Origin of the sequence: Streptosporangium carneum, from assembly GCF_027922005.1 — a bacterium.
GTDB lineage: Bacteria > Actinomycetota > Actinomycetes > Streptosporangiales > Streptosporangiaceae > Streptosporangium > Streptosporangium carneum.
Map to the genome: position 1 here is coordinate 129,360 of NZ_BSEV01000002.1, position 23,983 is coordinate 153,342.

Here is a 23,983-nt window from a genome sequence, read left to right on the forward strand (position 1 = left end):
CCTTCCGGCCCCCGAACGCGGCTTCGACGTGGATCAGACGAACCACTCCGTGGTCGTCGCCGAGAGCGTGGTCGTCAAGTGGCTCACCCCGCCCGAACCGCTCCCCCAGCCCGCCCCCGAGATGTTCGCCCACCTCACCGAGGTCTGCTTCACCGCCACCGCCACGCCGTACGCGGCCCTGTCCCGCCGCGCGGAGGACGGCGGAGAACTGCTGCTGGCGCTGGTCACCGCCTACCTGCCGGACGCGGAGGACGGCTGGAAGTGGTGTGTGGACGAGGCCGTCTCCGGCGGCACGGCCTTCGCCGCCGAGCTGGGCGTCCTGGCCGCCGACCTCCACACGGCGCTGGCCACCCCGTCGTCGGTCCTCCCCTCCCCCGTACGGCACGCGCCGGATCCGCAGGCGGAGCACGGGCGTGCTCCGTGGGCGGGCCCCTGGGCCGAGCGCGCCGAAGCGGCGGTGCGCGAGGCGCTCGCCCTGACGGGCGGCGACGACGGACGCTGGCTGTCGGATCGCGCGGACGCGTTGCGCGCCGAACTCGCCCCGCTGGCCGCCGCGGGCGCGACACCGCTCATCCGCATCCACGGCGACCTGCACGTGGGTCAGGTGCTGCGCTGGCGGAACGGCTACGCCGTGATCGACTTCGACGGCAACCCCACGGTCACGACCGCCGACCCCTTCCAGCCCGCCGCCCGCGACCTGGCCCAGCTCACCACCAGTCTGGAACACGTCGGCCAGGTCGCCGTCAGGCGTCGCGACGCCGATCCCCTCGCGACCGGCGCGTGGACCGCCGCGGCGCGTGCCGCCCTGAGGGGCGCCTACCTGTCCCGCCTGACCGAACGCGGTCACGCCGACCTGCTGGACCTCTCCCTGGTCCGCCCTTTCGAGATCGAGCAGGAGTGCCGGGAGCTGATCTACGCGGCCCGGCGTCTTCCCCGCTGGCGTTACGCCCCGATGGGCGTCCTGCGTTCCTGGTACCCGTGACCCGCCCGCGCCGACGTCCCCGTGTCGAGGATCTCCGCGTCAGGAGTCCCCGTGTTAAGCGTCAGGAGTCCCCGTGTTAAGGAGAGAGAGTGAACCCCGAGCTGTACCTCGCCGACCTGGAGGCCAAGCCCGCCGCGCTGGCCGAGCTGGCGGGCGCCCTGGCGGAGGCCGACCCGTTCGGCGGCCTTCCCTCCCAGGTCAGACGGGTGGTCTTCCTCGGCATGGGCAGTTCGAGGTACGCCGCGGGAGTCGCCGCGCTGCGGCTGCGGGCGGCGGGCGTGGACGCCGTGGCCGAGTACGCCTCGGCCGAGGTCTGCTCCCCCGCCTCCCCTGACACCCTGGTCGTCGCGATCTCCGCCACCGGCGGCAGCCGGGAGACCCTCGACGCGGTCGCCCGTCACCGTGGCCGATCCTTCGTGCTGGCGATGACCAACACCCCCGGCTCCGCGGTCACGGAGGGCGCCGACCTGGTGGTGCCGATGCTCGCGGGCGAGGAGCGCGGCGGCGTGTCCTGCCGGACCTTCCAGCACACCCTCGGGCTGCTCCTGGCCCTGGGCGACCGCCTCACCGGCTCGGCGACGGACGTTCCCGCGCTGCTGCGCCGTACGGCGGAGGCGACCGGCGACCTGCTGGAACGCAGGGAGCGGTGGCTGGAGCAGACGATGGAGCTGCTCGACGGACCGCACGGCGTCTACACGATCGCCCCCGCGGAACGCCTGTCCTCCGCCGAGCAGTCCGCCCTGATGTTCCGCGAGGGTCCCCGCAGGGCGGCGGACGCCTGCGAGACCGGCGACTGGTCCCACGTGGACGTCTACCTCACCAAGACCCTCGACTACCGCGCCGTCCTGTTCCCCGGCTCCCGCTACGACGACCAGGCCATGGACTGGATCCGGCAGCGCGGCTCCACGGTGCTGACCGTCGGCGGCGAACTGCCGGACGCCAGAGCCGCCGTCCGTTACCGGCACGACGAGGACCCCGACGTCGCCCTGCTCACCGAGACCCTGGTGGCCGAACTGGTCGCCGCCCGGTGGTGGCTGGCCCAGGCCGGAGGCTGACCTCGGAGCCCCGGACCGCGTGACCGGGGAACGCGAGGCGGGAGAACCCGGACCGAGAACGCCCGGCCGGGAAACACACGACCAGTACACACGGCCGGAAACACCCGACCAGTGCACACGACCGGGAACACCCGGCCGGAGAACACCCTGCCGGAGAACACGCGGCCGCCCCGGCGGATCACAGGCGGTGCAGGCCGCTGAGAACGCGTTCGAGGACGGCGAGATCGGGGCCGCCCGCGGCGGTGTGCGGATGGTGGACGCGGACGAGGCCCTCGGACTCCATGTCGGAGATCAGGACGCGGGCCACACCGAGGGGCACGCCGAGCAGGGCCGAGATCTCGGCGACGGAGCGGACCTGGTGGCAGATCTCGCTGATGGCGCGGTACTCCCGGATGTAGGACAGGCCCAGCTGGGCGGACGTGGCGGAGGAGACCAGGGCCTCCATCGCGAGCCGGGTGCGCGGAGCCGTCCGGCCTCCGGTGACGGTGTACAGCCTGACCAGCGAACTCTCCTCCTCAGGAGACTCGCCGTAGAACCCCGGAGCCTCACCGTAGGGCTCGTGCTCTCCGCGGTGCTCCTCTCGCACGGCTCAGCCCTCCCCCTTCGGAAGCTCGTTGCGGGCCTTGCGAACGCCTTCCTGAAAACTCGCCATCCGGCTGCGGATCCGGTCGGCCGACCGGGGAGGAACGTCGGAGGGCCGCTGGGGCCCGTCGGAGGGCGGGGTGACCGAGCCGGGCACCAGATTGGCCTTCGGAGTGCGTCTCGGCAGGCCGGAGGCCGTCGTTCCGCCGAGCGAGGGGACGCTCGCGGCCTGGGCGGCCTGCCAGCCGGTGTCCCCGGGGGACGACCACGGCCTGGGTTCGGGTTCGGGTTCGGGCTCGGCTGAGGCGGGTTCGCCCGGTTCGACGGGCTGCGCCCGCTGCGCCTGGCCCGCGTCCTGAGCGGGCCGTTCCGCGAAACCCCGGGGCCGGAGGTCCTCGGCGGACCCGGACCCTCCGGGGCGGAACCAGCCCGACTCGACCGAGGCGAAGATCGGCAGAAACTCCTCCGCGTCCAGCGCCGAGGCTCCCACCTCGGGCAACGGCCCGATGGCGTCCGCCTCCCCCGCGCCGGGCTCCGAGGCGGCGGAAATGTCGAAGGCGGTGCCGGAGACGGTGTCGGAGGCGGTGTCGAAGGCGCTGTTGGAGACGGTGTCGAAGGCGGTGTCCGGGGCGAGGCCGGCGTCGGAGCCGAACGACTCATGCCCGAACGGGTCGGGGAACGGCTGGGGGAAGCGTCCGTCCTCCCACGGCGGGACAGCCGGGCGCTCGGCGGGCAGGCTCCACACGCTCGGCCCCGCCGTGCCGCCCTGAACGTCCTGGCCGGGTACGGCCTGCGCGCCCTGACGCGGCGGGGCGGGCAGGGCCTGCGCGACAGGCGCCGACAGGACGGCCGCCCCGGCGGGAGCCGCTTCGAGCGGGAAACCCGATCCGGGGGGCCGGGTCGCGCCGCCGTGCGAGGGGACCGAGGCGAGCAGCCTCTCCGGCAGCAGGAGCATGGCGGTCAGGCCGGTCTCCTGAGGACGGAGCTGGACGCGGATGTCGTGTTTGAGCGCGAGGCGGCCGACCACGAACAGGCCCATGCGCCGGGCGGCGGAGGCGTCGGCCGCCTGCGGGTTCGCCAGACGCCAGTTCACCTGGGCGAGTTCCTCGGCCGTCATGCCGATGCCCTGGTCGGTCACCGAGAGCATCACCCCTCCGCCGTCGATCCGGCTGCTGGAGACCGTGACCCTGCTCTCCTTCGGCGAGAAGGACAGGGCGTTCTCCACCAGTTCGGCGAGCAGGTGGACCACGTCGCTCACCGCGGGGCCGATGACGGCGACGTCGGACTCGACCCGGGTCACCACCCGGTCGTAGTTCTCCACCTCGGACAGCGAGGCCCGGACCACGTCCATCAGCTCGACGGGCTGCCTCCAGCGCCGAACCACCTCCTGGCCCGCGAGGACGAGGAGGTTCTCGCTGTTGCGGCGCATCCTGGTCGCGAGGTGATCGAGTTTGAACAGGTCCGCCAGGCGCTGGTCGTCGCGCTCGCCTCGTTCGAGCCGCTCGACCAGGGTGAGCTGGCGCTCCACGAGGGTCTGGCTCCTGCGGGAGAGGTTGACGAACATCGCGTTGACCGTGGTGCGCAGCTTCGCCTCGTCGCCCGCCAGCCGTACGGCCTCCCGGTGAACCTCGTCGAACGCCCTGGCCACCTCGCCGATCTCGTCTCGGGACAGCACGCCGATCGGGACCACGTCCGCGGCGACCTCTCCGTCGCGGGACTCGCGCACCTGCTGGACGTAGGCGGGCAGCCGCTCCCCGGCGACCTGCAGCGCCTCCCTCCGCAGCCGCCGCAACGGCTTGACCAGCGATCGGGCCACACCGGTCGTGATCGCGAGCACGGCCAGCAGCAGGACCACGACGGCCCCGGCGATCAGCAGGGCGCGTCTCTGCTCGGCGTCGACGAGTTGCTGGCTGCGGGTGACGATGGCCTGGGTGTGCCGCCGTTCGACCTCGCGCATCCGGTCGATCGTGACCGTCACCGCCTCGTACCACTCCCCCGCGTCGTCCTTCCTCGCCAGGTCGAGCCCCTTCAGCGAGGCCCCTGAGTCGGCGCGGAGCAGGACCAGCTCACGGAGGAATTCGGCCCGGTCCGCGGTCCTGCCGTTGACGGTCTCGTCGAAGAGACGGCGTTCGTCGCTTCCGGCTTCCGCGGCAAAGGTTCGGCGCGCACTGCGTTCGTCCGAGATCGCACCAAGGAACTTCTCCATCTGGTCCTGCTCGAACCGGCCCGCGACCAGGACCACGGAGACCAGCGCCCGCTGCAGCGAGGCGGCCTCCTTCGCCCTGGCGAGCGCCTCCAGGGTCAGGGACTGCCCGAACAGCCCGTCGTCGTCGCCCTTGCCGAGTTCGTCGTGCAGGGAGAGCAGGTCGTCGATGACCAGCGAGTAGGCGTCGACGGCCGCCTCGGGCAGCAACGAGGGGCCCAGGGCCTGCTCCCTCAGCGAGCCGAGGTCGTTCAGCCTGGCGAGCACGGTCTCGACCTCGTCCCTGGTCCTGCCGCCGACCGCGGCTCTGAGCAGGGCGCCGCTGTCGCGGACGTGCGCCGCGGCGGTGTCGACCGCGTTCATCTGCCGCCGCACGGCCTGCGTCTCACGTTGCGGGCGGCCGAGGGCGATGTACCAGGAGGTGCGGTCGCGCTCCTGGGCCAGCTCGTGGGTGAGGGCGCCGATGTGGTCCGAGAGCCGGGCCAGATCGTTGACCTTCTGGTAGTCGGCGCCCGCGCGCAGGGAGGTGAAGATCTGGATCCCGCCGAGCAGCACGGCGGCGGCCGTGGGGACCAGAATGAGCGCGATCAGCCTGGAACGCACCCGCCAGTTCCGCAGGCGGAAGCCGCTTCCCGCCCCCTGAGTCTTATGTGTGCTCACCGAACGCTGCCTCTCGGTGGATGAATCGCTGGCCGAATTTCCCATGGCTTCCGGCAATTCGAGCACATCTCAACCTGTGGGGCCAATCGAACACAGCTTCATAAATATGAACTTACGAGACAGCGGAGGCATGAACCCCGGCCCCTATTTCAGGACTGGAATCCCCGTTACGGACATCCTTATATATCCATTAAGTTTTTCGACACTCATTCGACTATTTACACCGTTCCATATCAATGGATATGGACAGCCGACTGAAGTACCTCGATCTTTGGAAGATCACATCATTGTGATTCACGATATTTCCCCCATATCTTGACTCACTACGTCCTTGCCCCACCAAATCCGAGCGTCAGCCTTGGAGGAGACAGTGGCCTCATCCGGCGGTGCCGCGATCGAGGTGCGCGGGCTGTGGAAGATCTTCGGCCCCCGGGCCGAACGCGTCCTCGGCAGCCCCGACGCGCGACTCGACCCTGCCGCGCTCCGGCGACGGACCGGTTGCGTCGCCGCGGTCAAGGACGTCGGCTTCTCCGTACGGCCGGGCGAGGTGTTCGTCGTGATGGGCCTGTCGGGAAGCGGCAAGTCGACCCTGGTCCGCTGCCTGACCCGGTTGATCGAACCCACGGCGGGAGAGATCTCGATCGCGGGCCAGGACGTGCGCGCCGCCTCCCCCGCGCAGCTCAGGGACCTGCGGCGGCACCGGGTCAGCATGGTCTTCCAGCATTTCGGCCTGATGCCGCACCGCGGGGTCCTCGACAACGTCGCCTACGGACTGGAGGTCCAGGGCGTGCCCAGGGCCAGACGGCACAGACGGGCCGGGGAGATCCTCTCCCTGGTCGGCCTGGACGGCTTCGCCGACGTCCGCCCCGACCTGCTCTCCGGCGGCATGCAACAGCGGGTCGGCCTGGCCAGGGCGCTGGCCTCCGACCCCGAGGTGCTGCTCTTCGACGAGCCCTTCAGCGCGCTCGACCCGCTGATCCGCAGGGACATGCAGGCCGAGGTCATCCGCCTGCACCGCGAGGTCGGCAAGACCATGGTGTTCATCACCCACGACCTGTCCGAGGCGCTCAGGCTGGGGGAACGCGTCGCGATCATGCGCGCGGGCTCGATCGTCCAGCTCGGCACCGCCGAGGAGCTGGTCGGCGCCCCCGCCGACGACTACGTGGCCGACTTCGTCAGGGACGTGCCCAGGGGCGAGGTGCTCTCGCTGCGCTGGATCTGCCGCCCGCCCAGGGAGGACGAGCGGCTGGACGGCCCCGCCCTCCCCGCGTGGACCGTCATCCGCGACGCGGCGCCCGTCGCCGTGCGTTCCGCCTGCCCGATCCGCGTCATCGGGGAAGGCGGGCTGATAGGCGTGGTCGACCGGCTCGACATCCTGACGGCGATGACCGGGACCCCGGTCCGGGAACCCCGGGCAGGGAAGAGCCGCTCATGACCTCGCCGTCCGCGTCGCCCGCGTCGTTCTGGCCGCCCGCCGCGCTCCGCGGCGGGACCCGGGCGCCGCTCCGGCTGGCCCGGCTCACCGGCGCGGCGGCGGCGGTCGTGGCCGCCTATCTGCTCTTCCGGGGCACGGCGACCCTCCCTCACGACGACGACGCGGCACCGTTCCGCTTCGTCGGCGACGCGCGCGACTGGGTGGACGCCAACCGCAACGAAAGCCCCGTCTTCCTCTTCCTCGTCAACTACGTGCGTCTGCTGGTCGGCGGTCTCCACGACGCCCTCCACCTGGTGCCGCAGGTCCTGGGCTGGGCGGGGACGACCGGCCTCGCCGGAGCTCTGGGCTGGCTGGCGGGAGGCGGGCGGGTCGCGGCGGTCGCCCTGGCGGGGTTCGCCTCGTTCGGAGTGCTGGGCGTGTGGCGGGAAAGCGCGGACACGCTCACGCTCGTGCTCGCCGCGGTCCTGCTCTCGCTGCTTCTCGGCCTGCCGCTGGGCGTCTGGGCAGGCCGTTCCGTACGGCTGCGCCGCCTGCTCACCCCGGTCCTCGACGTCATGCAGATCATGCCGACCTTCGCCTACCTGGCGCCGATGGTGGTGTTCTTCCAGATCGGACCGGCGTCGGCGACGGTCGCCACGCTGGTCTACTCGATCCCTCCGGCGATCAGGATCACGGCGCTGGCCGTCGACCGGGTCCCGCACGTCGCGGTCGAGGCCTCGACTGCGCTCGGCGCGACCCGATGGCAGACGCTGCGCAAGGTCCATCTCCCCGTGGCGCGCGCCACGGTCGCGCTGGCCGTCAACCAGACCTTCATGATGGCGCTGTCCATGGTGGTGATCGCCGCGTTGATCGCGGCTCCCGGGCTGGGCTCCGGCATCGTCACGGGGCTGTCGAGGGCCGACGTCGGCCTCATGCTCCCGGCGGGCGTCGCCATCGTGGTCATGGCCGTCGTGCTGGACCGGATGACCACCGCCGCCGCGACGCGCGAGCCCTCGGCGCGAGGGCGGATCGCCGCCGCCACGGCGATCCTGCTCTGCGGCGTGGTCGCGGCCAGGTTCCTGCCCGCCGAGTTCCCCGAGAACTGGGTGCTGCGCCTGGCCGGGCCGGTGAACGAGGTCGTGGACTGGGTGAAGTCCTCCTGGTACGGCGTCACGGCGGTGGCCAGGGACGTCACGACCGAGGCCCTGCTCAACCCGCTGCAGGAGGTGCTGACCACCGCTCCCTGGTGGCTCGTCGCCGCGGTCGTGTTCGTGTCCGCGTGGCGCGGCGGCGGGTACGGTCCCGCGCTCGTCGCCGTCGGCTGCCTGCTCGCCACGGCCCTGCTGGGACTGTGGCAGCACACCATGGAGACGCTGACCACGGTGCTGGCCGGGGTGGCGCCCGCCCTGGCCGCGGGACTTGTGCTCGGCGTCGCCGCGGCCCGATCCCGCCGGTTCGCCGCCGTGCAACGCCCGCTGCTCGACGCCGCGCAGACCATGCCGCCGTTCGTCTACCTGCTGCCCGCGCTGGCGTTGTTCGGCGCGACCCGCTTCACCGCGGTCCTCGCCTCGGTGGTCTACGCGGTCCCGCCGGTCGTCCGGCTGGTCGAGGACGGGATCGGCGGCGTCTCGCCCGCGGTCGTCGAGGCCGCGCGCTCCTGCGGCTCGACCGAACGGCAGGTGCTGTGGAAGGTGCGGCTGCCGATGGCCAGGAAGGCGATCCTGCTGGCCGCCAACCAGGGCATCGTCATGACGCTCGCCATGGTCGTGGTCGGCGGGCTGGTCGGCGCGGGCGGGCTGGGCTACGACGTCGTCTCCGGTTTCTCCCGGCGCGCCGACTTCGGCATGGGCTTCGCCGCCGGGCTGGCGACGGTGCTGGTCGGAATCACGCTCGACCGGATCACCCGGGGCGCCGCCGAGCGCCCCGCCAGGAAAGTCCCCAGACAGTTTCCCGAAAGCCTCACCGAAGGAAGAGGATCGCATGAGGATCGGACGTAGAGTCCGCCTGCTCGCCGGTGTTCTCACACTCGCACTGGCCTCGGGGTGCGGCGGTGTCAGGGTGGAACCCGGCGCGAGCTCGGCACAGCCGTCCTCGGACCGCACCGTGCGGATCGCCGTCAATCCGTGGGTCGGCTACGAGGCCAGCGCCGGGGTGATCACCTACCTTCTCGAGAAGAAACTCGGCTACACCGTCGAGAAGAAGGAGCTCGCCGAACAGGTCTCCTGGGAGGGCTTCGAGAAGGGCGACGTCGACGTCGTCGTCGAGAACTGGGGTCACGAGGAGCTGAAGAAGACCTTCATCCAGGACAGGAAGGTCGCCGTGGAGGCGGGCTCCACCGGCAACAAGGGCGTCATCGGCTGGTACATCCCCAAATGGATGGCCGACAAGTATCCCGACATCACCGACTACCGGAACCTGAACAAGTACGCGAGCCTGTTCAGGACCTCGGAGTCGGGTCAGAAGGGACAGCTGCTCTTCGGCGACCCGTCGTACGTCAGCAACGAGGACGCCCTCATCAAGAACCTGCGGCTGAACCTCAAGGTGGTCGTCGCGGGAAGCGAGGCGGCGCTGATCGAGTCGGCCACCCAGGCCCAGCGGCAGCGCAGACCCCTGCTGTTCTACTTCTGGGACCCGCACTGGCTGTTCAGCCGGGTGGACCTGGTCAGGATCGCCCTGCCCCCGCACACCGAGGGCTGCGACGCCGACCCGGAGAAGGTCGCCTGCGACTACGCGGAGCTCGACCTCGACAAGATCGTGAGCAGGAGGTTCGCCGACGGCGGCGGCAGGGCCTACCAGCTGGTCAAGAACTTCTCCTGGACGAACGAGGCGCAGAACGCGGTGGCCGACGACATCGCCAACAACGGCATGAGCGTCGAGGACGCCTCCAGGAAGTGGGTCGAGGCCAACGAGTCCGTCTGGTCCGCCTGGATACCCCGGTGATCGGCGGGCCCGCCATGAGAGGCGGGGGGAGAGACGTCGTGGGAGGCGCCGGGCGAAGACGGCTGGCCGGGGTCGTCGTCCTGCTCGTCCTGCTGTCCGGGTGCGCCGAGTCGCCGCGGGAACGGCCGGCGACCGGCGGCACCGTGCGGATCGCCGTCAATCCGTGGGTCGGCTACGAGGCCAGCGCCGCGGTGCTGGGCCGGCTGCTGAAACAGGAGCTCGGCTACGAGGTGCAGAAGGTGAAGCTCAACGAGACACAGTCCTGGGAGGGAATCGAAAAGGGGACGGTCGACGTCATCATCGAGAACTGGGGCCGCGAGGCGGAGAAGAAGACCTACATCGAGGAACGGAAAGTCGCGGTCTCCGCCGGCCGGAACGGCAACAAGGGCGTCATCGGCTGGTACGTCCCCCAGTGGATGGCCGACAAGTATCCCGACATCACCGACTGGCGACAGCTCAACAAGTACGCCCACCTATTTAAAACCAATAAATCAGGTAATTTCGGCCAGCTCCTCGACGGAGACGCCTCATATGTCACCAACGACGAGGCTCTGGTCAGAAATCTTCACCTCAACTACAAGGTGGTGTACGCAGGAAGCGAGAAAGCGTTGATCAACGCCGCCAAACTGGCGACCGAACGACGCACCCCCCTGCTGATGTATTTCTACGAACCGCAGTGGCTGTTCACCCGGCTCAAGCTGGTGAAGATCAACCTTCCCCCCTACGCGATCGGCTGCGACGCCGACCCCAAGAGGGTCGCCTGCGACTACCCGCCCTACCTGCTGGACAAGATCGTGAGCAGGAGGTTCGCCGACGGCGGCGGCAGAGCCTACGAGCTGGTGCGCAACTTCACCTGGACCAACGACAACCAGAACGCCGTGGCCGACGACATGACCAACAACGGCATGAGCGCCGACCAGGCCGCCAGGAAGTGGATCGAGGCGAACAGGATCGTCTGGAAGGACTGGATACCCGGCTGAGGCGGGGCAGGGCCCCGCCTCGCGGGTCGCGTGGACCTCGTGGCCCCCGTGAGCCCCGCACGGGGCCGGCGGGGCGGGTGCTTCGGCCCGCCGTGGGTCAGACGGACATGCCGTAGGCGGCGCGGACGCGCAGGACGTGCTCGACCAGCGTGATGAGCGTGCCCTTGACGGAGTCGCGGGAGCGGGCGTCCGTGCGCACGATGGGAACGTGCGGGGCGAGCGCCAGAGCCTCCCGCACGTCCTCCTCGGTGTGGGCGAAATGTCCGTCCCAGCCGTTGATCCCGACCACGAAGGGGAGCTTGGCCTCCTCGAAGTAGTCGATCGCCGGGAAGCCGTCGGCGAGACGCCGGGTGTCGATCAGCACCACCGCGCCGATCGCGCCGCGGACGAGGTCGTCCCACATGAACCAGAAGCGGTGCTGGCCCGGCGTGCCGAACAGGTACAGGATCAGGTCCCGGTCCAGCGACAGGCGGCCGAAGTCCATGGCGACCGTCGTGGTCGCCTTGTTCGGGGTGAGACCGAGGTCGTCGATGCCGGCGCTGGCGTCGGTCATCACCGCCTCCGTGGTCAGCGGCAGGATTTCCGACACGGCGCCCACGAACGTGGTCTTGCCGACGCCGAACCCGCCAGCGACGACGATCTTCGTCGACGTCAGGCCGCCATGGTTAGAGCCTGCGAAGTCCACTGAGAACCCTTTCGAGCATGGTGAGATCCGGTTGTCCCTTGTCGAGGCTCGGCTGGTGGAGGCGGACGAGACCCTCGTCCGCCATGTCCGCCACCAGCACGCGGGCCACGCCGAGGGGGACCCTCAGCAGCGCCGAGATCTCGGCGACCGACCGGAACGCCCGGCACATCCTGATGATGGCCTCCTGCTCCGGAGTGAGCAGGGCCAGCTCCTCGTCCATGATGAACGAGGAGGAGACCAGCGTCTCGATCGCCATGTGATAGCGCGGTTCGGCACGACCGCCGGTGACCGTGTAGGGACGGAACAAAGGTTCTTCGTCCCCGCTCCCATCACTCCCGAGCACAGCCCTCTCCTGTGAAGAACATCGTCATCGTCCTCGGGAAGCCTGGAGCTCGGCCCGCAGCGCCGGGGTCAGCACCTGGCCCGCGCGGTCGACCAGCAGGGTCATCTGGTAGGCCACCAGGCCCATGTCGCACTCCGGGGAGGCCAGCACCGCGAGCACCGAGCCGTCGCTGATCGCCATGACCAGCAGCAGGCCGCGCTCCATCTCGACCACGGTCTGGGTGACGGACCCGCCGTCGAACACCCGGGACGCGCCGACGGTCAGGCTGAGCAGGCCCGCAGCGACCGCGGCGAGCTGGTCGGCGCGATCGTCGGGGAACCCCTCGGAACTGGCGATCCTGAGCCCGTCCGCCGAGACGCACACGGCGTGCGCGACTCCGGGAGTGCCTCGGACGAACTCGGTGATCAGCCAGTCGAACCTGCGCGCCTCGTGGCTCAGGGTCGTCACGAGCTCTCCTCCCTGTCCGCCAGGGGCCTGGCGGTTTCCTCGTGTAGTTCGGCACGTCCTCGCCGCACTCCCTGCTGGAAACTCGACAGACGGCTGCGGACCCGCTCGGGCGAGATGGGGGGCATCGGAGTGACCGGCACCGACGCCGCGGTGCCCGGCACCAGGTTGGCCTTGGGGGTGCGCTTCGGCAGACCCGCGGCGGTGATCCCGCCGAGGCTGGGGTCGCTCGCCGCCTGGGCCGCCCGCCAGCCCGCGTCGGCCGGGGTCTGCCAGTCGTCCACCACGGGAGCGGGGGCCGGCTGTACGACGGGCTCGGCCACCGGGCGCTGGGCCGCCTCCCCCGCCGGCTCGCCGGCCAGGGCGCTCTCAACGAGCACGGCGGGCTCCTCGGAGCCCTCCGCCGGGGAGGGGTCCGGCTGTCGGCTCTCGTCGGCGTCGTGGTCGGCGGGCCGCTTCTCGCCTCCGTTGTCCGCCCTGCGGAACCAGGCCGACTCGACGGAGGCGAAGATCGGCAGGAACTCCTCCTGCTCGGTCTCGAGAGGGGAGATCCGTACGGCCGGCATCGACGCCGTCACCGGATCGTCGTGGGAGGCCTGCCCCCAGGCGGAGAAGCCGTTGCTCTGGAGGGCGGGGGCTCCGCTGCCGTTCGCGCCGGGAACCCGGCGCTTGGGCAGGGGGTACTCCACGCTCGACAGCGGGGCGGCGAGGGCGGCGAGGGCGGCGGCCGAGGGGATCGGCTGTTCCTGCGACGGGAACGGGCTCTCGTCGGGGAACGACGTGGAGCCGAACGCGGGTGCCTGCGGGACCGGGGGTTGCCCGGAGGAGGCCTGCGGAACGGGGGTCTGCCCGAGGGAGGTGTGACTGAAGGACGTCTGCCCGAGGGAGGTGTGCCCGAAGGACGTCTGGCCGAAGGAGGACTGGGACTGCGAGTCCCCGCCCCACGACGGGGTGTGGCTCGGCTGGACCGCCTCGACGATGAGCGCGGGCGGGAAGAGGACCATGGCGATGAGGCCGCCCGCCTCCTGGGGCCTGAGCTGGACGCGGATGCCGTGGCGCAGGGCCAGGCGGCCGACCACGAACAGGCCCATCCGCCGCGAGACGGAGACGTCCACGACCGGCGGGTCCGCCAGGCGGCGGTTGGTCTCGATCAGCTCCTCGTTGGTCATGCCGATGCCCGCGTCGCTGACCGCGAGCAGCGCGCCGCCGCCCTCGATCATGCTGCTGGACACCACGACCTGGCTGGCCCTCGGGGAGAACTGGATGGCGTTCTCCACCAGCTCGGCGACCAGGTGGACGATGTCGTTGGCCGCGCTTCCCGCGACCGAGATGGTGCGGTGCACCTTGACCTGGACCCGCTCGTAGTCCTCGACCTCCGACAGGGAGGCGCGCACGACGTCGACGAGCTTGGCGGGCTGGCTGCGCCTGCGGGACGGCTCGTGGCCGGCCAGGACCAGGAGGTTCTCCGAGTTGCGGCGCATGCGGGTGGCGAGGTGGTCGAGCTTGAACAGGTCGGAGAGGCGGCCGCCGTCCTCCTCGCCCTTCTCCAGGCCGTCGATCAGCGAGATCTGCCGCTCGACCAGGGTCTGGGTGCGGCGCGAGAGGTTGACGAACATCGCGCTGATGTTGGAGCGGAGCTCGGACTCCTCGGCGGCCAGCCGTACGGCCTGCCGGTGGACCTCGTCGAAGGCCTTGGCGACCTCCCCGATCTCGTCCTTGGAGTCGACGGAGATCGGGGCGATGTCCGGCGCCTGGGTGTCTCCGGAGACTCTGAGGTTGCGCACCACCTCGGGGAGCTTGAATCCCGCGACGTCCAGCGCCTCGACCCGCAGGCGGCGCAGCGGCAGGACCATCGAGCGGGCGATGAGGACCGTCAGGCCGAGGACCAGGATCAGCAGGAGCAGGATCAGCCCGGACGCGATGATCGCGTTGCGCTGCTCGGTGTCCTCCAGCTCACGGGCCCGGGTGATCACGTCACCGGCGACCTGCGTCTCGACCTTCCTCATCCGGTCGAGGATGAAGCTGTTGTCGGAGAACCACTGCTTGACGGCGGCGAAGTCGGAGAGCAGGCGGCCCTGGTGCTGCGCGTCTCCGGCCAGCACGATCGCCCTGGCCTTGGTCAGCTCGGCCCGGTAGACCTTCTCGTCCATCAGGGACTTGACGAGAAGCTGGCGGTTGGCCGAGCTCGCCTCGACGGTGAAGTCGGCCTTGTAGTCCTCCATGCGCGACCGGGAGGCGATGAACTTCTCGACCTCCTGCGCGGTGACGAGCGAGGGCGCGTAGTAGCCGGCCAGCAGGCGCGACCGCTGCCGGGAGACCTCCTCCTTGGCGCGGGCCAGCGCGCTGAGCGCGCGGGTGTTGCCGATGATCTCCGAGTCGTCGCTGACCGCCGTGAGCTCCTCGTGGAGCTGGAGCAGCGGAGCGATCATGATGCTGTAGCGCTCGGCGCGGTTCGTGCCGGGCAGCTGGCGGATCTCGGCCAGACCGGCGAGCTGGTAGCCCACGTCCTTGGCCGCCTCGGCGATCCGCTGGCCGTAGGAGTTGTCGAGTCCCTGGAGGTCGAGCAGGACCTTGCTGACCAGGGCGTCGACGGTCCGCTGCTGCGCCTCGGCCGCCTCCTGCATGCCCTGGTTCGAGGGCTGGAAGGCGGCCCAGGCGACTCGGTCACGTTCCAATCCGAGAGCCTGCGCCAGGTCACGCAACCCGCCGGAGTACTCGGCCGCCGAGGCGGTCCGCTGGTATCCGGCCACGCTGTCGACGGAGGCGACCACGCGCGTGCCGGCGAGCACCACGCCCACCACGGTGGGCACCAGGATCAGGGCGGTGAGACGCGACCGTACGCGCCAGTTCCGCAAACCGAACCGGGCGGCGGAGCGCTTTCCTCGGCCATGTGCCGCAGCACTGCCGCCCTCGGTTGTCGCCGTCGTCACCGCTCTCGCTCTACCTCTCACCATCACGACATAGGTGGCCCTCATCAGACCACAAGGTCACGGGACGCAATCGACATAGCCGACAAACCGGACGTCATCGTTACGAAGGTGACGAGAGAACGACTTCCTATGGTTATCGCAAGGCGGCAAGCACCTGGTCCCGCACCAGTACCCGCTGGGCCTCGTCAGTCAGAGGACGCCCGGCTCTATCGACAACGTAGAAGACATCCACCGCCTCTGCGCCGAGAGTCTCCACACGTGCGGCTCGCACGTCAAGACCACAGTCTCCAAAAGCCCTGCCAATTCGCCACAATAGCCCCGGACGGTCACGAGCGCGCACCTCTACGACAGTTGCCGTATTGGACGCGTCGTCCACGAGCGTGACCCTCGGCGGCGCCACGGGAACCCGCGGCGGACGCATCGACCTGGCCCTCCTGGCCAGACGCTGCTCGATGTCGAGCCGACCGGCGAGAACCAGACGAAGATCGGCCTCAAGCGTGGCCGGGTCGGGCGGCGAGCCGTACTCTGGGGTGACCGAGAACTCGATCACGGCGGTCGACCCCGCCGAAGCCGCGGACGCGGCGCGGACCACCATCCGATGCGCGGCCAGCACCCCGGCCGCGCTCCAGAGCAGGCCCGCCCTGTCCGGCGCGACCACGGTGACCGCTCCCCCGTTGACCCGTACGGCGCCGCCGCCGTGTCTGGCCAGCGAGGCCTGGGCGGCGGAGAGCACGGGCGCGGGCGGCAGGGGCGTGCCCGACAGCACCGAACGCACCCGGCGGACGAGATCGGCGACCAGGGAGGCCTTCCACGAGTTCCACGCGGCGGGACCTGTGGCGTTGCCGTCGGCCACGGCGAGCGCGGCCAGCAGTTCGAGAACCTCGCGCGAACCGACGGCCTCGGCCACCCGGGAGATCGTCACCGGGTCCTCCAGGTCCCGGCGGGTCGCCGTCTCCGGCAGCAGCAGGTGGTGGCGGACCACGGTCTCCAGGGTCTCGACATCTGGCATGGATAGCCCTATCCGGGCACCGATGTCCCGGGCCACGACCGCGCCGGTGACCGAGTGGTCGCCCGGCCAGCCCTTGCCGATGTCGTGCAGCAGCGCGGAGATGAGCAACAGGTCGGGCCGGGACACCTCACGGGTGAAGGAGGCCGCTCCCGCCGCCGCCTCGATCAGGTGCCGGTCCACGGTGTAACGGTGCACCGGGTTGCGCTGCGGGCGGTGCCGCACCCGCTCCCAGTCGGGCAGCAGCCTGACCAGGATGCCCGCCTGGTCCAGCTCCTCCCAGACCGGCACCGCCGCCCGTCCCGCGCCCAGCAGCCCGACGAGCGCGTCCCGCGCCTCGTCCGGCCAGGGGACGGGGAGCGGCGGCGACTGGACGGCCAGAGCGTTCACGGTGGCCGGGGCGAGCGGCAGCCCGGCCTCGGCCGCCGCCGCGGCGGCGCGGAGCACGAGCACCGGATCCTTGCGCGGGTCGGCGTCACGGGCGAGCACGACCTCGCCTCCGTGCTCGACGACACCGTCGGCGAGTGGGCGGCGGCCCCTGGGCGCGGGCCCGGACAGCAGCCGGTCGACGGTGCGCCAGGTGGCGTCGAAGGCGTGCGCGACCGTCCGCCCCGCCTCGGCGAGCCTGCGCATCAGCGCCTCCGCGTCGAGCAGGCCCAAAACTCCGGCGACCGCGTCCTGCTCCTGGAGCACCAGCCTGTCCGCTCCTCTGGCGGTCACCAGGTGCAGGCCGTGCCGGACGTCGAGCAGGAGCTCGTAGGCCTCGCGGACCCGGGGCCCGGGAGCGGAGGCGACCCAGGCCGCGGCCACGGCCTGCATCGCCTGCACGTCGCGGATCCCGCCGCGCGCGTCCTTGAGGTCGGGTTCGAGCAGGAACGCCAGCTCGCCGCTCGTTCCCGCCCGCGTGTCCGCGGCGTCCCGCAGCTCGGCCAGACGACGTTTGGAGTCGGTCCGCCAGTCGGCGAGCACCCCCTCGCGAGCGGCCCTCGTCAGCTCTGGATCCCCCGCCACGTGCCGGGCCTGGATCAGGCCGAGCGCCGCCTTGAGGTCGTCCCTGGCGACCGTGGCCGCCTCCCCGACGGTCCGCACCGAGTGGTCGAGCCCCGCGCCCGAGTCCCAGATGGGGTACCAGAGACGGTCGGCGATGCGTGCCACGTCGTCACGGCCGTCGTGCAGCAGGACGAGGTCGAGATCGCTTCCCGGGGCGAGCTCGGAGCGCCCCAGGCTGCCCACCGCGACGAGCGCGACCCCGCGCAGTGCCCCGTGCAGTGCCCCGCCCGCGCCGTTCGGGACGGCTCCGTTCGGGGCGGCTCCGTTCGATGGGACGCCGTTCGGGGCGGCCCTGTTCGATGGCACGCCGTTCGGGGCGGCCCTGTTCGGGGCGGCTCCGGTCGAGAGTGCTCCGAGGACGGGGCCTGGGAGAGGGGCGGAGGCGGCGCTCGGGACGCCGTGCTCGCCCGGTCCCCCGAAGTCCCCCGCGTTCCTCACGACACGCCCGTACGGCGTGCCACAGGCGGTCCGCAGGAGATCCGTCAACCAGCGGTCGACGTCCGCGGCCCGATCCCTGCGGGCCGCGGCGTACGAGCGAGTGTCGCCTCTCACCGGTCAGAGCGCCTCGGGTCCGCGCTCTCCGGTGCGGACCCGGACCACCGTGTCCACCGGAACGGACCAGACCTTGCCGTCTCCGATCTTGCCGGTCTGCGCCGCCTTGACGATGACGTCGATGACGTCGTCGGCGTCGTCCTCCTCGGCGAGCACCTCGAGACGGACCTTGGGAACCAGGTCCACCTGGTACTCCGCGCCGCGGTAGACCTCGGTGTGACCGCGCTGGCGGCCGTACCCGCTGGCCTCGCTGACCGTCATGCCCTTGACCCCGAACTGTTCCAGGGCCGCCTTCACGTCGTCGAGCTTGAAGGGCTTGATGACGGCGGTGATGAGTCTCATGCGTCCACCTTCTTCGCGGTGCTGGGGGCGGTGCCGGCGAGCGCCGGGCGGCCGGGGGAGGCCACGCCCGACGCGTGCACGGTGCCGAGGTCGTAACCGGTCTCGGCGTGGGAGGTGATGTCGATGCCGGCGACCTCCTCGTCGGCGCTGATCCTGAAGCCCATCACCCTGTCAATGATCTTGGCGATGACCCAGGTGACGACGAACGAGTAGGCGCCGACCGCGACGGGGCCGAGAACCTGCAGACCGAGCTGCTTGAGGCCGCCGCCGTAGAGCAGGCCCTTGCTCTGCTGCTCGAGGAAGGGGTAGGCCGCCAGGAAACCGAGCGAGACCGCGCCCAGCACGCCGCCGACCATGTGCACGCCGACCACGTCGAGGGAGTCGTCGAAGCCGAGCTTGTACTTCAGGCCCACGGCGAAGGCGCAGGCCGCACCCGCGACGGCGCCGATGACGATCGCCGCCCAGGGGTCCACGAAGCCGCAGGCCGGGGTGATCGCGACCAGGCCCGCCACCGCGCCGGAGGCGACGCCGAGGCTGGTGGCGTGGCCGTCGCGCATCTTCTCGACGACGAGCCAGGCTCCGGCGGCGACGGCGGTGGCGATCTGGGTGTTCATGAACGCCAGGCCCGCGGTCCCGTCGACGGCGAGCTCGGAACCCGCGTTGAAGCCGAACCAGCCGAACCAGAGCAGGCCCGCGCCCAGCAGCACCAGGGTCAGGTTGTGCGGCCGCATCGGCTCCTTGCGCCACCCGACCCGCTTGCCGAGCACGAGCGCGAGCGCGAGAGCCGCGGCGCCCGCGTTGATGTGGACCACGGTGCCGCCCGCGAAGTCCTCGATGCCGAGGCTGAACAGCCAGCCGTTGCCCCAGACCCAGTGGGCGACGGGGAAGTAGACGACGGTGGCCCAGACCACGGTGAACAGCACCCACGCGCCAAACTTGGCGCGGTCGGCGATGGCGCCGCTGATCAGGGCGACCGTGATGATCGCGAAAGTCAGCTGGAAGGCGGAGTAGACGAGGCTCGGCATTCCGGTGCCGTCGGCCTTGGTCGCCGTGTCCACCAGGCTCTGCAGGCCGAGCGCGTCGAAGCCGCCGACGAACTTGTTGACGATGCCGCTGGCGTTGTCGGTGAAGGTCAGCGAGTGCCCGTAGAGAACCCAGGCGATGGTGACGGTGATGATGCTGACGAACGACATCAGCATCATGTTGAGGACGCTCTTGGCCCTGGTCATGCCGCCGTAGAAGAACGCGAGACCCGGGGTCATCAGCAACACCAGCGCGGTGGCCGTGAGCATCCAGGCAGTGGTGCCGCTATCGATCTTCATCCGAAGCGACCCTCCTTACAAATGGCGTGTGGCCGATGTCAGGTCGCAGTGAACGCTTCCTGGGCTCCGTCGACCGGCCGCGCACTGACGATGTGCCACAGCGTGTTCCTCCGGGGTTTCAAGGCGCGGCTCTACGTGTTTCGCGCCTGTGAAACTCGGCCACACGGTGTTTCGGACATGTTTCGGACAGGGCAGGTGCTGCCGAAAAAACACCCGAAACTATGCTTAGGCATGCCTTACCTAAGCGTTTGAGGAGATTTGATGCCCACCCGCCTGACCAGAGCCACAGCCGCCGTCCTGCTGTCCCTCATCACCGCCACAGCCTGCGGCTCCACCGGGAACGGCGAGAACGCCGCAGGTCCGACCCGGACGATCAAGCATGCGATGGGCGAGACGAAGGTGCCCGAATCCCCCAAGCGGGTCGTCGTGCTCGACACGGACAAGCTCGACACCCTGGTCTCCCTCGGGCTCACCCCGGCAGGCGCCGCCCAGGCGGCCGAAAACCAGGCCTGGCCGAAATACCTCGGATCCGCGCTGAACGCCACCACACCGGTCGGCACCCTCCAGGCCCCCAACCTGGAGGCCATCACGGCCCTCAAGCCTGACCTGATCCTCGGCACGAAGTTCCGGCAGGAGCAGTTCTACGACAAGCTCAGCAGGATCGCGCCGACCGTGTTCACCGAGAAGGTCGGAACCACCTGGAAGGAGAACCTCCTCCTCGACGCCGACGCCCTGGGCATGAAGACCAAGGCGGAGAAGCTTCTCGCCGACTACCAGACCCGCGCGAAGGCCCTGGGCGGCTCGGAGGCGGTCAAAGTGAGCATCGTGCGCTTCATGCCCACCCAGATCCGGATGTACGGCCCCGAGTCGTTCAGCGGCATCGTCGTCGGCGACGCCGGCTTCGGCCGCCCCGAGCCGCAGCTGCTGGCCGACGCCCAGGACAAGCGCTTCGGCGAGCTGAGCCAGGAGAACCTCTCCCAGGCGGACGGCGACGTCCTGTTCTACAGCGCCTACGGCGACCAGGCGGCCCAGAGCCAGGCCGCCGTGACCGGCGGGCCGCTCTGGAAGAGCATTCCCGCCGTCAAGGACGGCCGGGCGCACAATGTGGACGACGAGACCTGGATGCTGGGCATCGGCGTCACGGCTGCCGGGAAGATCCTCGACGACCTGGAGAAGTACGCCAAGCCCGAGTGACCTGCGTCCTCTCCCCCACCCACACTCGCCCGGCTCTTCTCCAGACATCACTCCTCCACATCTCCCCGACTCCTCGACACCCCTCATCCACCCGTCACCGGCCCGGCTCCTTTCCAGGCGCCGGGACGGTGAGAGGTGTAGCGGGCCTGACCGGCGCCGATGGGCGGCGAGGACCTGGAGGACCTCGGTGACCGCCCCCTATCCGTGCCCCGTGGTGCTGTCCGGCAGGTGGAACCACACCGCGTTGCCCGCCTCGTCGTCGTGGTGGACGCCCCAGCGGGCCGAGAGCAGTTCGACCATCAGCAGGCCACGACCGCCGTCACCGTCCGGTGTCGCCGCACGGACGAAGGGAAGGCTCGCGGCTGAGCCGTCGTCGATGACCTCGACGTGGACCACGGTGCCGCCATGGCCGTCGTGGTCATGGGAGAGGGCCAGGCACACCGTCACCAGGCACACCGTCACCGATCCGTACGGCCCGCGTCCCGAGTCGGAGTGCACGATCGCGTTGGTGACCAGTTCGCTGAGGAGGAGGAGAACGTCGTCGAGAGTGGGGGCTGCGATTTTGCCGGTGAGGAGGTCGCGGGCCCACTGGCGGGCGGTGGGCACCGAGGCCGGGATGCCGGGGAACTCGGCGTGGCCCAAGGGGTGGAGTACGGCCCAGCGGGGTGAGACGGTGCGGTGGCGCTCGTAGCGGCAGGCGGGCTGTGGGGCCGGGGACGACAGCGGCCGAGAGGACGAGGGCAGAGGTGGGGGCGGGATCATGCGGCGGCCGCCACGGCGATGATGTCGGCGGCGTTGTCGGCCTCGGCCCACACCCACGAGCCCGGCGTCCAGATCCGCGCCCACCAGGGCCGCCAGACGAACACCCACTCCCGAGCCCGCCGGGTCACCACCACCCGGATCCGGGTCCGCCCCATCGAGACGACCTCCAGGATCGGCTGACCGGCCACGGGCAACACCAGCGTGCTCCCCACCCCGATCCGATGCAGGTTCCGCCCCAACCTCACCAAATGATCGAACTGCTCCAGCGATTTGCTGGTGACCACTTTTCTCCTCCTGCGAGAGACGCTGGGCGCAATGTCCCTATTGGGATATGCGCCTTATATGCATTCCGAAAGGAGGGTTGACCACCGCACCCAAAGCCCGATTTCACATGGTTACTGATCGCAACTCTCCGTAATGACATCGTCATGCTGTAGCCGAGAGGTGCACCATGTCAATGCACTGTGCAGTTTTCATTTGATCCGCGTATTCCTGACAGCGGCGTGATCAATCCGTCACACTGAGCGCATGTCTCCGACCTACAGTCCGACCGTCCGCCTTCGCCGTCTGGCCCGTGAACTACGCAGGATGCGAGAGGAGAGCGGGCTGAGTCCCGAAGACGCCGCAGCACGCCTGGGGTGGAGTCGCAGCAAAGTAAGCCGCCTCGAAACGGGTCGCACTCGTGCGAGTCCTGTCGACGTCGCTACTGCCTGTGATCTTTATGGCGTCAATTCATCGATTCGCGCCGGATTGATCCAGCTTGCGAAAGAGGTCCGGCAGCGAGGCTGGTGGACCGCCTACGCCGACGTGTTCACCGGCTCGTACATCGGCCTGGAAGATGAAGCGGCCGTGATTCACCAGTGGGAGGTTCAACTCGTTCCCGGCCTTCTACAGACCGAGGACTACGCCCGAGCGGTGATCAGCGCTGGCAGGCCGGATCCGCAGAACGCCGACGACATCCAGCGACGGGTCATGGCTCGCATGGCACGGCGAACCCTGCTCAGTCGCCCCAACGCACCAGAGCTTCACGCCGTGCTCGACGAAGGAGTCATCCGTCGCCCGATCGGCGGCCGCGAGTCGATGCGCGATCAATTGGACGCACTTTTGAGTGCAGCACGACGTCCTAACGTCATGCTGCGCATTCTTCCCTACAGCGCCGGAGCACACGCAGGACTGGAGGGCTCGTTCACCGTTCTCTCCTTCACCGAGCAGGTCGATCCCAACGTCGCCTACGTAGAAGGGACAGCCGGTGACGTATATGTTGAGAGCTCAGATCAGGTGGATCGCTATAAAATGGCATTTGACCGTATCTGCGACGTGGCCCTATCCCGGGAAGCCTCCATGAGGCTGATCTCCGATGCTAAGGAACAGTTACTCCATGACTGATCTGTCGAACGCCAGATGGCGCAAGAGCAGCCAGAGCGGTAGCGGCAACAACTGTGTCGAGGTGGCTGACAACCTTCCCCACATCGTGGCCGTTCGGGACAGCAAGGACCCTCATGGTCCGGCTCTGCTCTTCTCCCCCGGTGGCTGGCGAGCATTCGTCGAGGGTGTCAGGGGCGGTGAGTTCGACGGCGTGAGCTGACCGTTCCACAGCGGCCCCGTCTCCCCTCCCTTCGAAGGGAGGGTTTCAGCCCCTTCAACGGGGGGTTTCACTCTCCCCCAAAGGAGAGCTGTTGAAAAATCCCGCGCACGGCCCCCTTGCGGTTACGTAGCTTGGCCGCATGGATTTCTTCACCGCGCCACCGCCTCGTGATCAGGAGCCGGAAGAGGAAACGAAGTCTCCTCCGTGGGCCGCTCCCCCGGATGACGTCCTGGGGGGTGTCGCCCCCATCGGACGGATTTTGTTCCAGAGCGAAACGCTGGTCATCGCCCTGGCGAGCGTCACCGCCTTTCCCGAAGGTGCGGAGATCGGCATTCGGATGACGGCCCGCCGTGTCGAAGGGGTGAACGACGACACGTGGGAGGACCAGCACGACGTGCTGTTCGGACATCGTCGCCACCGGTTCCGTCCCGGACAGTCGCTTGACGACTCGGTCATCCGTTTCGGCGTCCGCTTCCCCGACGGCTCCAAGGCGACGACCCTGGACGACAGACCGGGCCGGTACGAATCGCCTCCGCCACGTCCTGAGGGGCCGATCCTCGACAACAGGGGCGGGGGAAGCGGGTCGGGAAGCTCCCGTTCCGCCAACAGCAGTTGGAAACTGTGGCTGTGGCCGCTGCCGCCGCCGGAGCCGTTCGAGTTCGCGGTCGAGTGGCCCGCCTTCGGCGTGCCGTTGACGTTCACCGAGATCGACGGCGCGGCGATCGCCACCGCCGCCGGGCAGGCACAGCCCTACTGGCCCTGACCTACTGGCCCTGACCGACGCACGGCGTACGCGGCCCACCGGATTCGGCTGCCCCAAAGGGCGTCACCCTACGGACCGCCCCTGAGTTTCCAATGGCTTCCCCGACGAATGTCGGCATCGTCTCAGGTTGGCGGTGGGGGCACGGTCTCACATCGGCGCTCTGGTGCGACCGGTGGGAAACAAGCACCA

Annotated in this window: 21 protein-coding genes; 10 read left to right on the forward strand and 11 right to left on the reverse strand. The window is 69.9% G+C overall.

Annotated features, from left to right (window positions below):
• Nucleotides 1-28: 28 nt before the first annotated feature.
• The gene (locus PKF00_RS06625) at nt 29-982 is read left to right on the forward strand and encodes a hypothetical protein (RefSeq protein WP_271216473.1); all 954 of its coding nucleotides are present in this window, start codon (nt 29-31) and stop codon (nt 980-982) included.
• A gap of 89 nt (nt 983-1,071) precedes the next feature.
• A complete protein-coding gene (locus PKF00_RS06630; RefSeq protein WP_271216474.1) occupies nt 1,072-2,037 on the forward strand; it encodes an SIS domain-containing protein in 966 nt (321 codons plus the stop codon).
• 178 nt (nt 2,038-2,215) lie between these two features.
• Here PKF00_RS06630 and PKF00_RS06635 read toward each other — a convergent pair whose 3' ends face one another.
• Together PKF00_RS06635 and PKF00_RS06640 are read right to left on the reverse strand one after the other, a co-directional pair.
• Nucleotides 2,216-2,623 (reverse strand): DUF742 domain-containing protein, encoded by a 408-nt coding sequence (locus tag PKF00_RS06635; RefSeq protein ID WP_271216475.1) that lies wholly within the window; start codon nt 2,621-2,623, stop codon nt 2,216-2,218.
• Nucleotides 2,624-2,626: 3 nt separating this feature from the next.
• Nucleotides 2,627-5,482 (reverse strand): sensor histidine kinase, encoded by a 2,856-nt coding sequence (locus PKF00_RS06640; protein WP_271216476.1) that lies wholly within the window; start codon nt 5,480-5,482, stop codon nt 2,627-2,629.
• Nucleotides 5,483-5,852: 370 nt separating this feature from the next.
• On the opposite strand from PKF00_RS06640, the gene PKF00_RS06645 reads away from it, so the two are divergent.
• The 4 genes from PKF00_RS06645 to PKF00_RS06660 are packed head-to-tail and all read left to right on the forward strand — an operon-like array spanning nt 5,853 to nt 10,816.
• Entirely contained in the window at nt 5,853-6,917 is a 1,065-nt protein-coding gene (locus PKF00_RS06645) for a quaternary amine ABC transporter ATP-binding protein (protein WP_271216477.1), read from the forward strand.
• Entirely contained in the window at nt 6,914-8,893 is a 1,980-nt protein-coding gene (locus tag PKF00_RS06650; protein WP_271216478.1) for an ABC transporter permease, read from the forward strand. The genes PKF00_RS06645 and PKF00_RS06650 overlap by 4 nt, the downstream gene beginning before the upstream one ends.
• Nucleotides 8,877-9,836 (forward strand): ABC transporter substrate-binding protein, encoded by a 960-nt coding sequence (locus PKF00_RS06655; RefSeq protein ID WP_271216479.1) that lies wholly within the window; start codon nt 8,877-8,879, stop codon nt 9,834-9,836. Before PKF00_RS06650 ends, PKF00_RS06655 begins: the two co-directional genes overlap by 17 nt.
• Nucleotides 9,837-9,874: 38 nt before the next feature.
• Nucleotides 9,875-10,816 carry an ABC transporter substrate-binding protein gene (locus tag PKF00_RS06660; RefSeq protein WP_271216480.1) on the forward strand — a complete coding sequence of 314 codons (942 nt, stop codon included), beginning with the start codon at nt 9,875-9,877 and terminating at the stop codon, nt 10,814-10,816.
• Between the two features lie 97 nt (nt 10,817-10,913).
• Here the strand turns inward: PKF00_RS06660 and PKF00_RS06665 are convergent, their stop codons facing one another.
• The 7 genes from PKF00_RS06665 to PKF00_RS06695 all read right to left on the reverse strand — a co-directional run bounded on the left by PKF00_RS06665 (nt 10,914) and on the right by PKF00_RS06695 (nt 19,490).
• Nucleotides 10,914-11,501, reverse strand: a complete 588-nt coding sequence (locus tag PKF00_RS06665; RefSeq protein WP_271216481.1) for a GTP-binding protein — start codon at nt 11,499-11,501, stop codon at nt 10,914-10,916.
• The gene (locus PKF00_RS06670) at nt 11,482-11,844 is read right to left on the reverse strand and encodes a DUF742 domain-containing protein (protein ID WP_271216482.1); all 363 of its coding nucleotides are present in this window, start codon (nt 11,842-11,844) and stop codon (nt 11,482-11,484) included. Before PKF00_RS06670 ends, PKF00_RS06665 begins: the two co-directional genes overlap by 20 nt.
• A gap of 24 nt (nt 11,845-11,868) precedes the next feature.
• Nucleotides 11,869-12,291, reverse strand: a complete 423-nt coding sequence (locus PKF00_RS06675; protein ID WP_271216483.1) for a roadblock/LC7 domain-containing protein — start codon at nt 12,289-12,291, stop codon at nt 11,869-11,871.
• Entirely contained in the window at nt 12,288-15,218 is a 2,931-nt protein-coding gene (locus PKF00_RS06680; protein WP_271216484.1) for a nitrate- and nitrite sensing domain-containing protein, read from the reverse strand. The genes PKF00_RS06675 and PKF00_RS06680 overlap by 4 nt, the downstream gene beginning before the upstream one ends.
• 133 nt (nt 15,219-15,351) lie before the next feature.
• Complete coding sequence (locus tag PKF00_RS06685) at nt 15,352-17,826, reverse strand: [protein-PII] uridylyltransferase (RefSeq protein ID WP_271216485.1); 2,475 nt, start codon at nt 17,824-17,826, stop codon at nt 15,352-15,354.
• Between the two features lie 3 nt (nt 17,827-17,829).
• Nucleotides 17,830-18,168: a P-II family nitrogen regulator gene (locus tag PKF00_RS06690; protein WP_271216486.1), complete on the reverse strand. Its 339-nt coding sequence runs from the start codon at nt 18,166-18,168 to the stop codon at nt 17,830-17,832.
• The gene (locus PKF00_RS06695; RefSeq protein ID WP_271216487.1) at nt 18,165-19,490 is read right to left on the reverse strand and encodes an ammonium transporter; all 1,326 of its coding nucleotides are present in this window, start codon (nt 19,488-19,490) and stop codon (nt 18,165-18,167) included. The genes PKF00_RS06690 and PKF00_RS06695 overlap by 4 nt, the downstream gene beginning before the upstream one ends.
• Before the next feature lie 261 nt (nt 19,491-19,751).
• Here PKF00_RS06695 and PKF00_RS06700 point away from each other — a divergent pair, with 261 nt between their 5' ends.
• On the forward strand, nt 19,752-20,684 hold the full coding sequence (locus PKF00_RS06700) for an ABC transporter substrate-binding protein (RefSeq protein ID WP_271216488.1): 933 nt from the start codon (nt 19,752-19,754) through the stop codon (nt 20,682-20,684).
• A 198-nt stretch (nt 20,685-20,882) separates the two neighbouring features.
• Here the strand turns inward: PKF00_RS06700 and PKF00_RS06705 are convergent, their stop codons facing one another.
• On the reverse strand, nt 20,883-21,326 hold the full coding sequence (locus PKF00_RS06705; protein ID WP_271216489.1) for an ATP-binding protein: 444 nt from the start codon (nt 21,324-21,326) through the stop codon (nt 20,883-20,885).
• Between the two features lie 116 nt (nt 21,327-21,442).
• The gene (locus tag PKF00_RS06710) at nt 21,443-21,730 is read right to left on the reverse strand and encodes a hypothetical protein (RefSeq protein ID WP_271216490.1); all 288 of its coding nucleotides are present in this window, start codon (nt 21,728-21,730) and stop codon (nt 21,443-21,445) included.
• Between the two features lie 244 nt (nt 21,731-21,974).
• Between PKF00_RS06710 and PKF00_RS06715 the strand changes: the two genes are divergently transcribed.
• The 3 genes from PKF00_RS06715 to PKF00_RS06725 all read left to right on the forward strand — a co-directional run bounded on the left by PKF00_RS06715 (nt 21,975) and on the right by PKF00_RS06725 (nt 23,794).
• The gene (locus tag PKF00_RS06715; RefSeq protein ID WP_271216491.1) at nt 21,975-22,832 is read left to right on the forward strand and encodes a helix-turn-helix domain-containing protein; all 858 of its coding nucleotides are present in this window, start codon (nt 21,975-21,977) and stop codon (nt 22,830-22,832) included.
• A complete protein-coding gene (locus PKF00_RS06720) occupies nt 22,825-23,031 on the forward strand; it encodes a DUF397 domain-containing protein (protein WP_271216492.1) in 207 nt (68 codons plus the stop codon). The genes PKF00_RS06715 and PKF00_RS06720 overlap by 8 nt, the downstream gene beginning before the upstream one ends.
• Nucleotides 23,032-23,290: 259 nt before the next feature.
• Entirely contained in the window at nt 23,291-23,794 is a 504-nt protein-coding gene (locus PKF00_RS06725) for a hypothetical protein (RefSeq protein ID WP_271216493.1), read from the forward strand.
• The last annotated feature ends 189 nt before the right edge of the window (nt 23,795-23,983 follow it).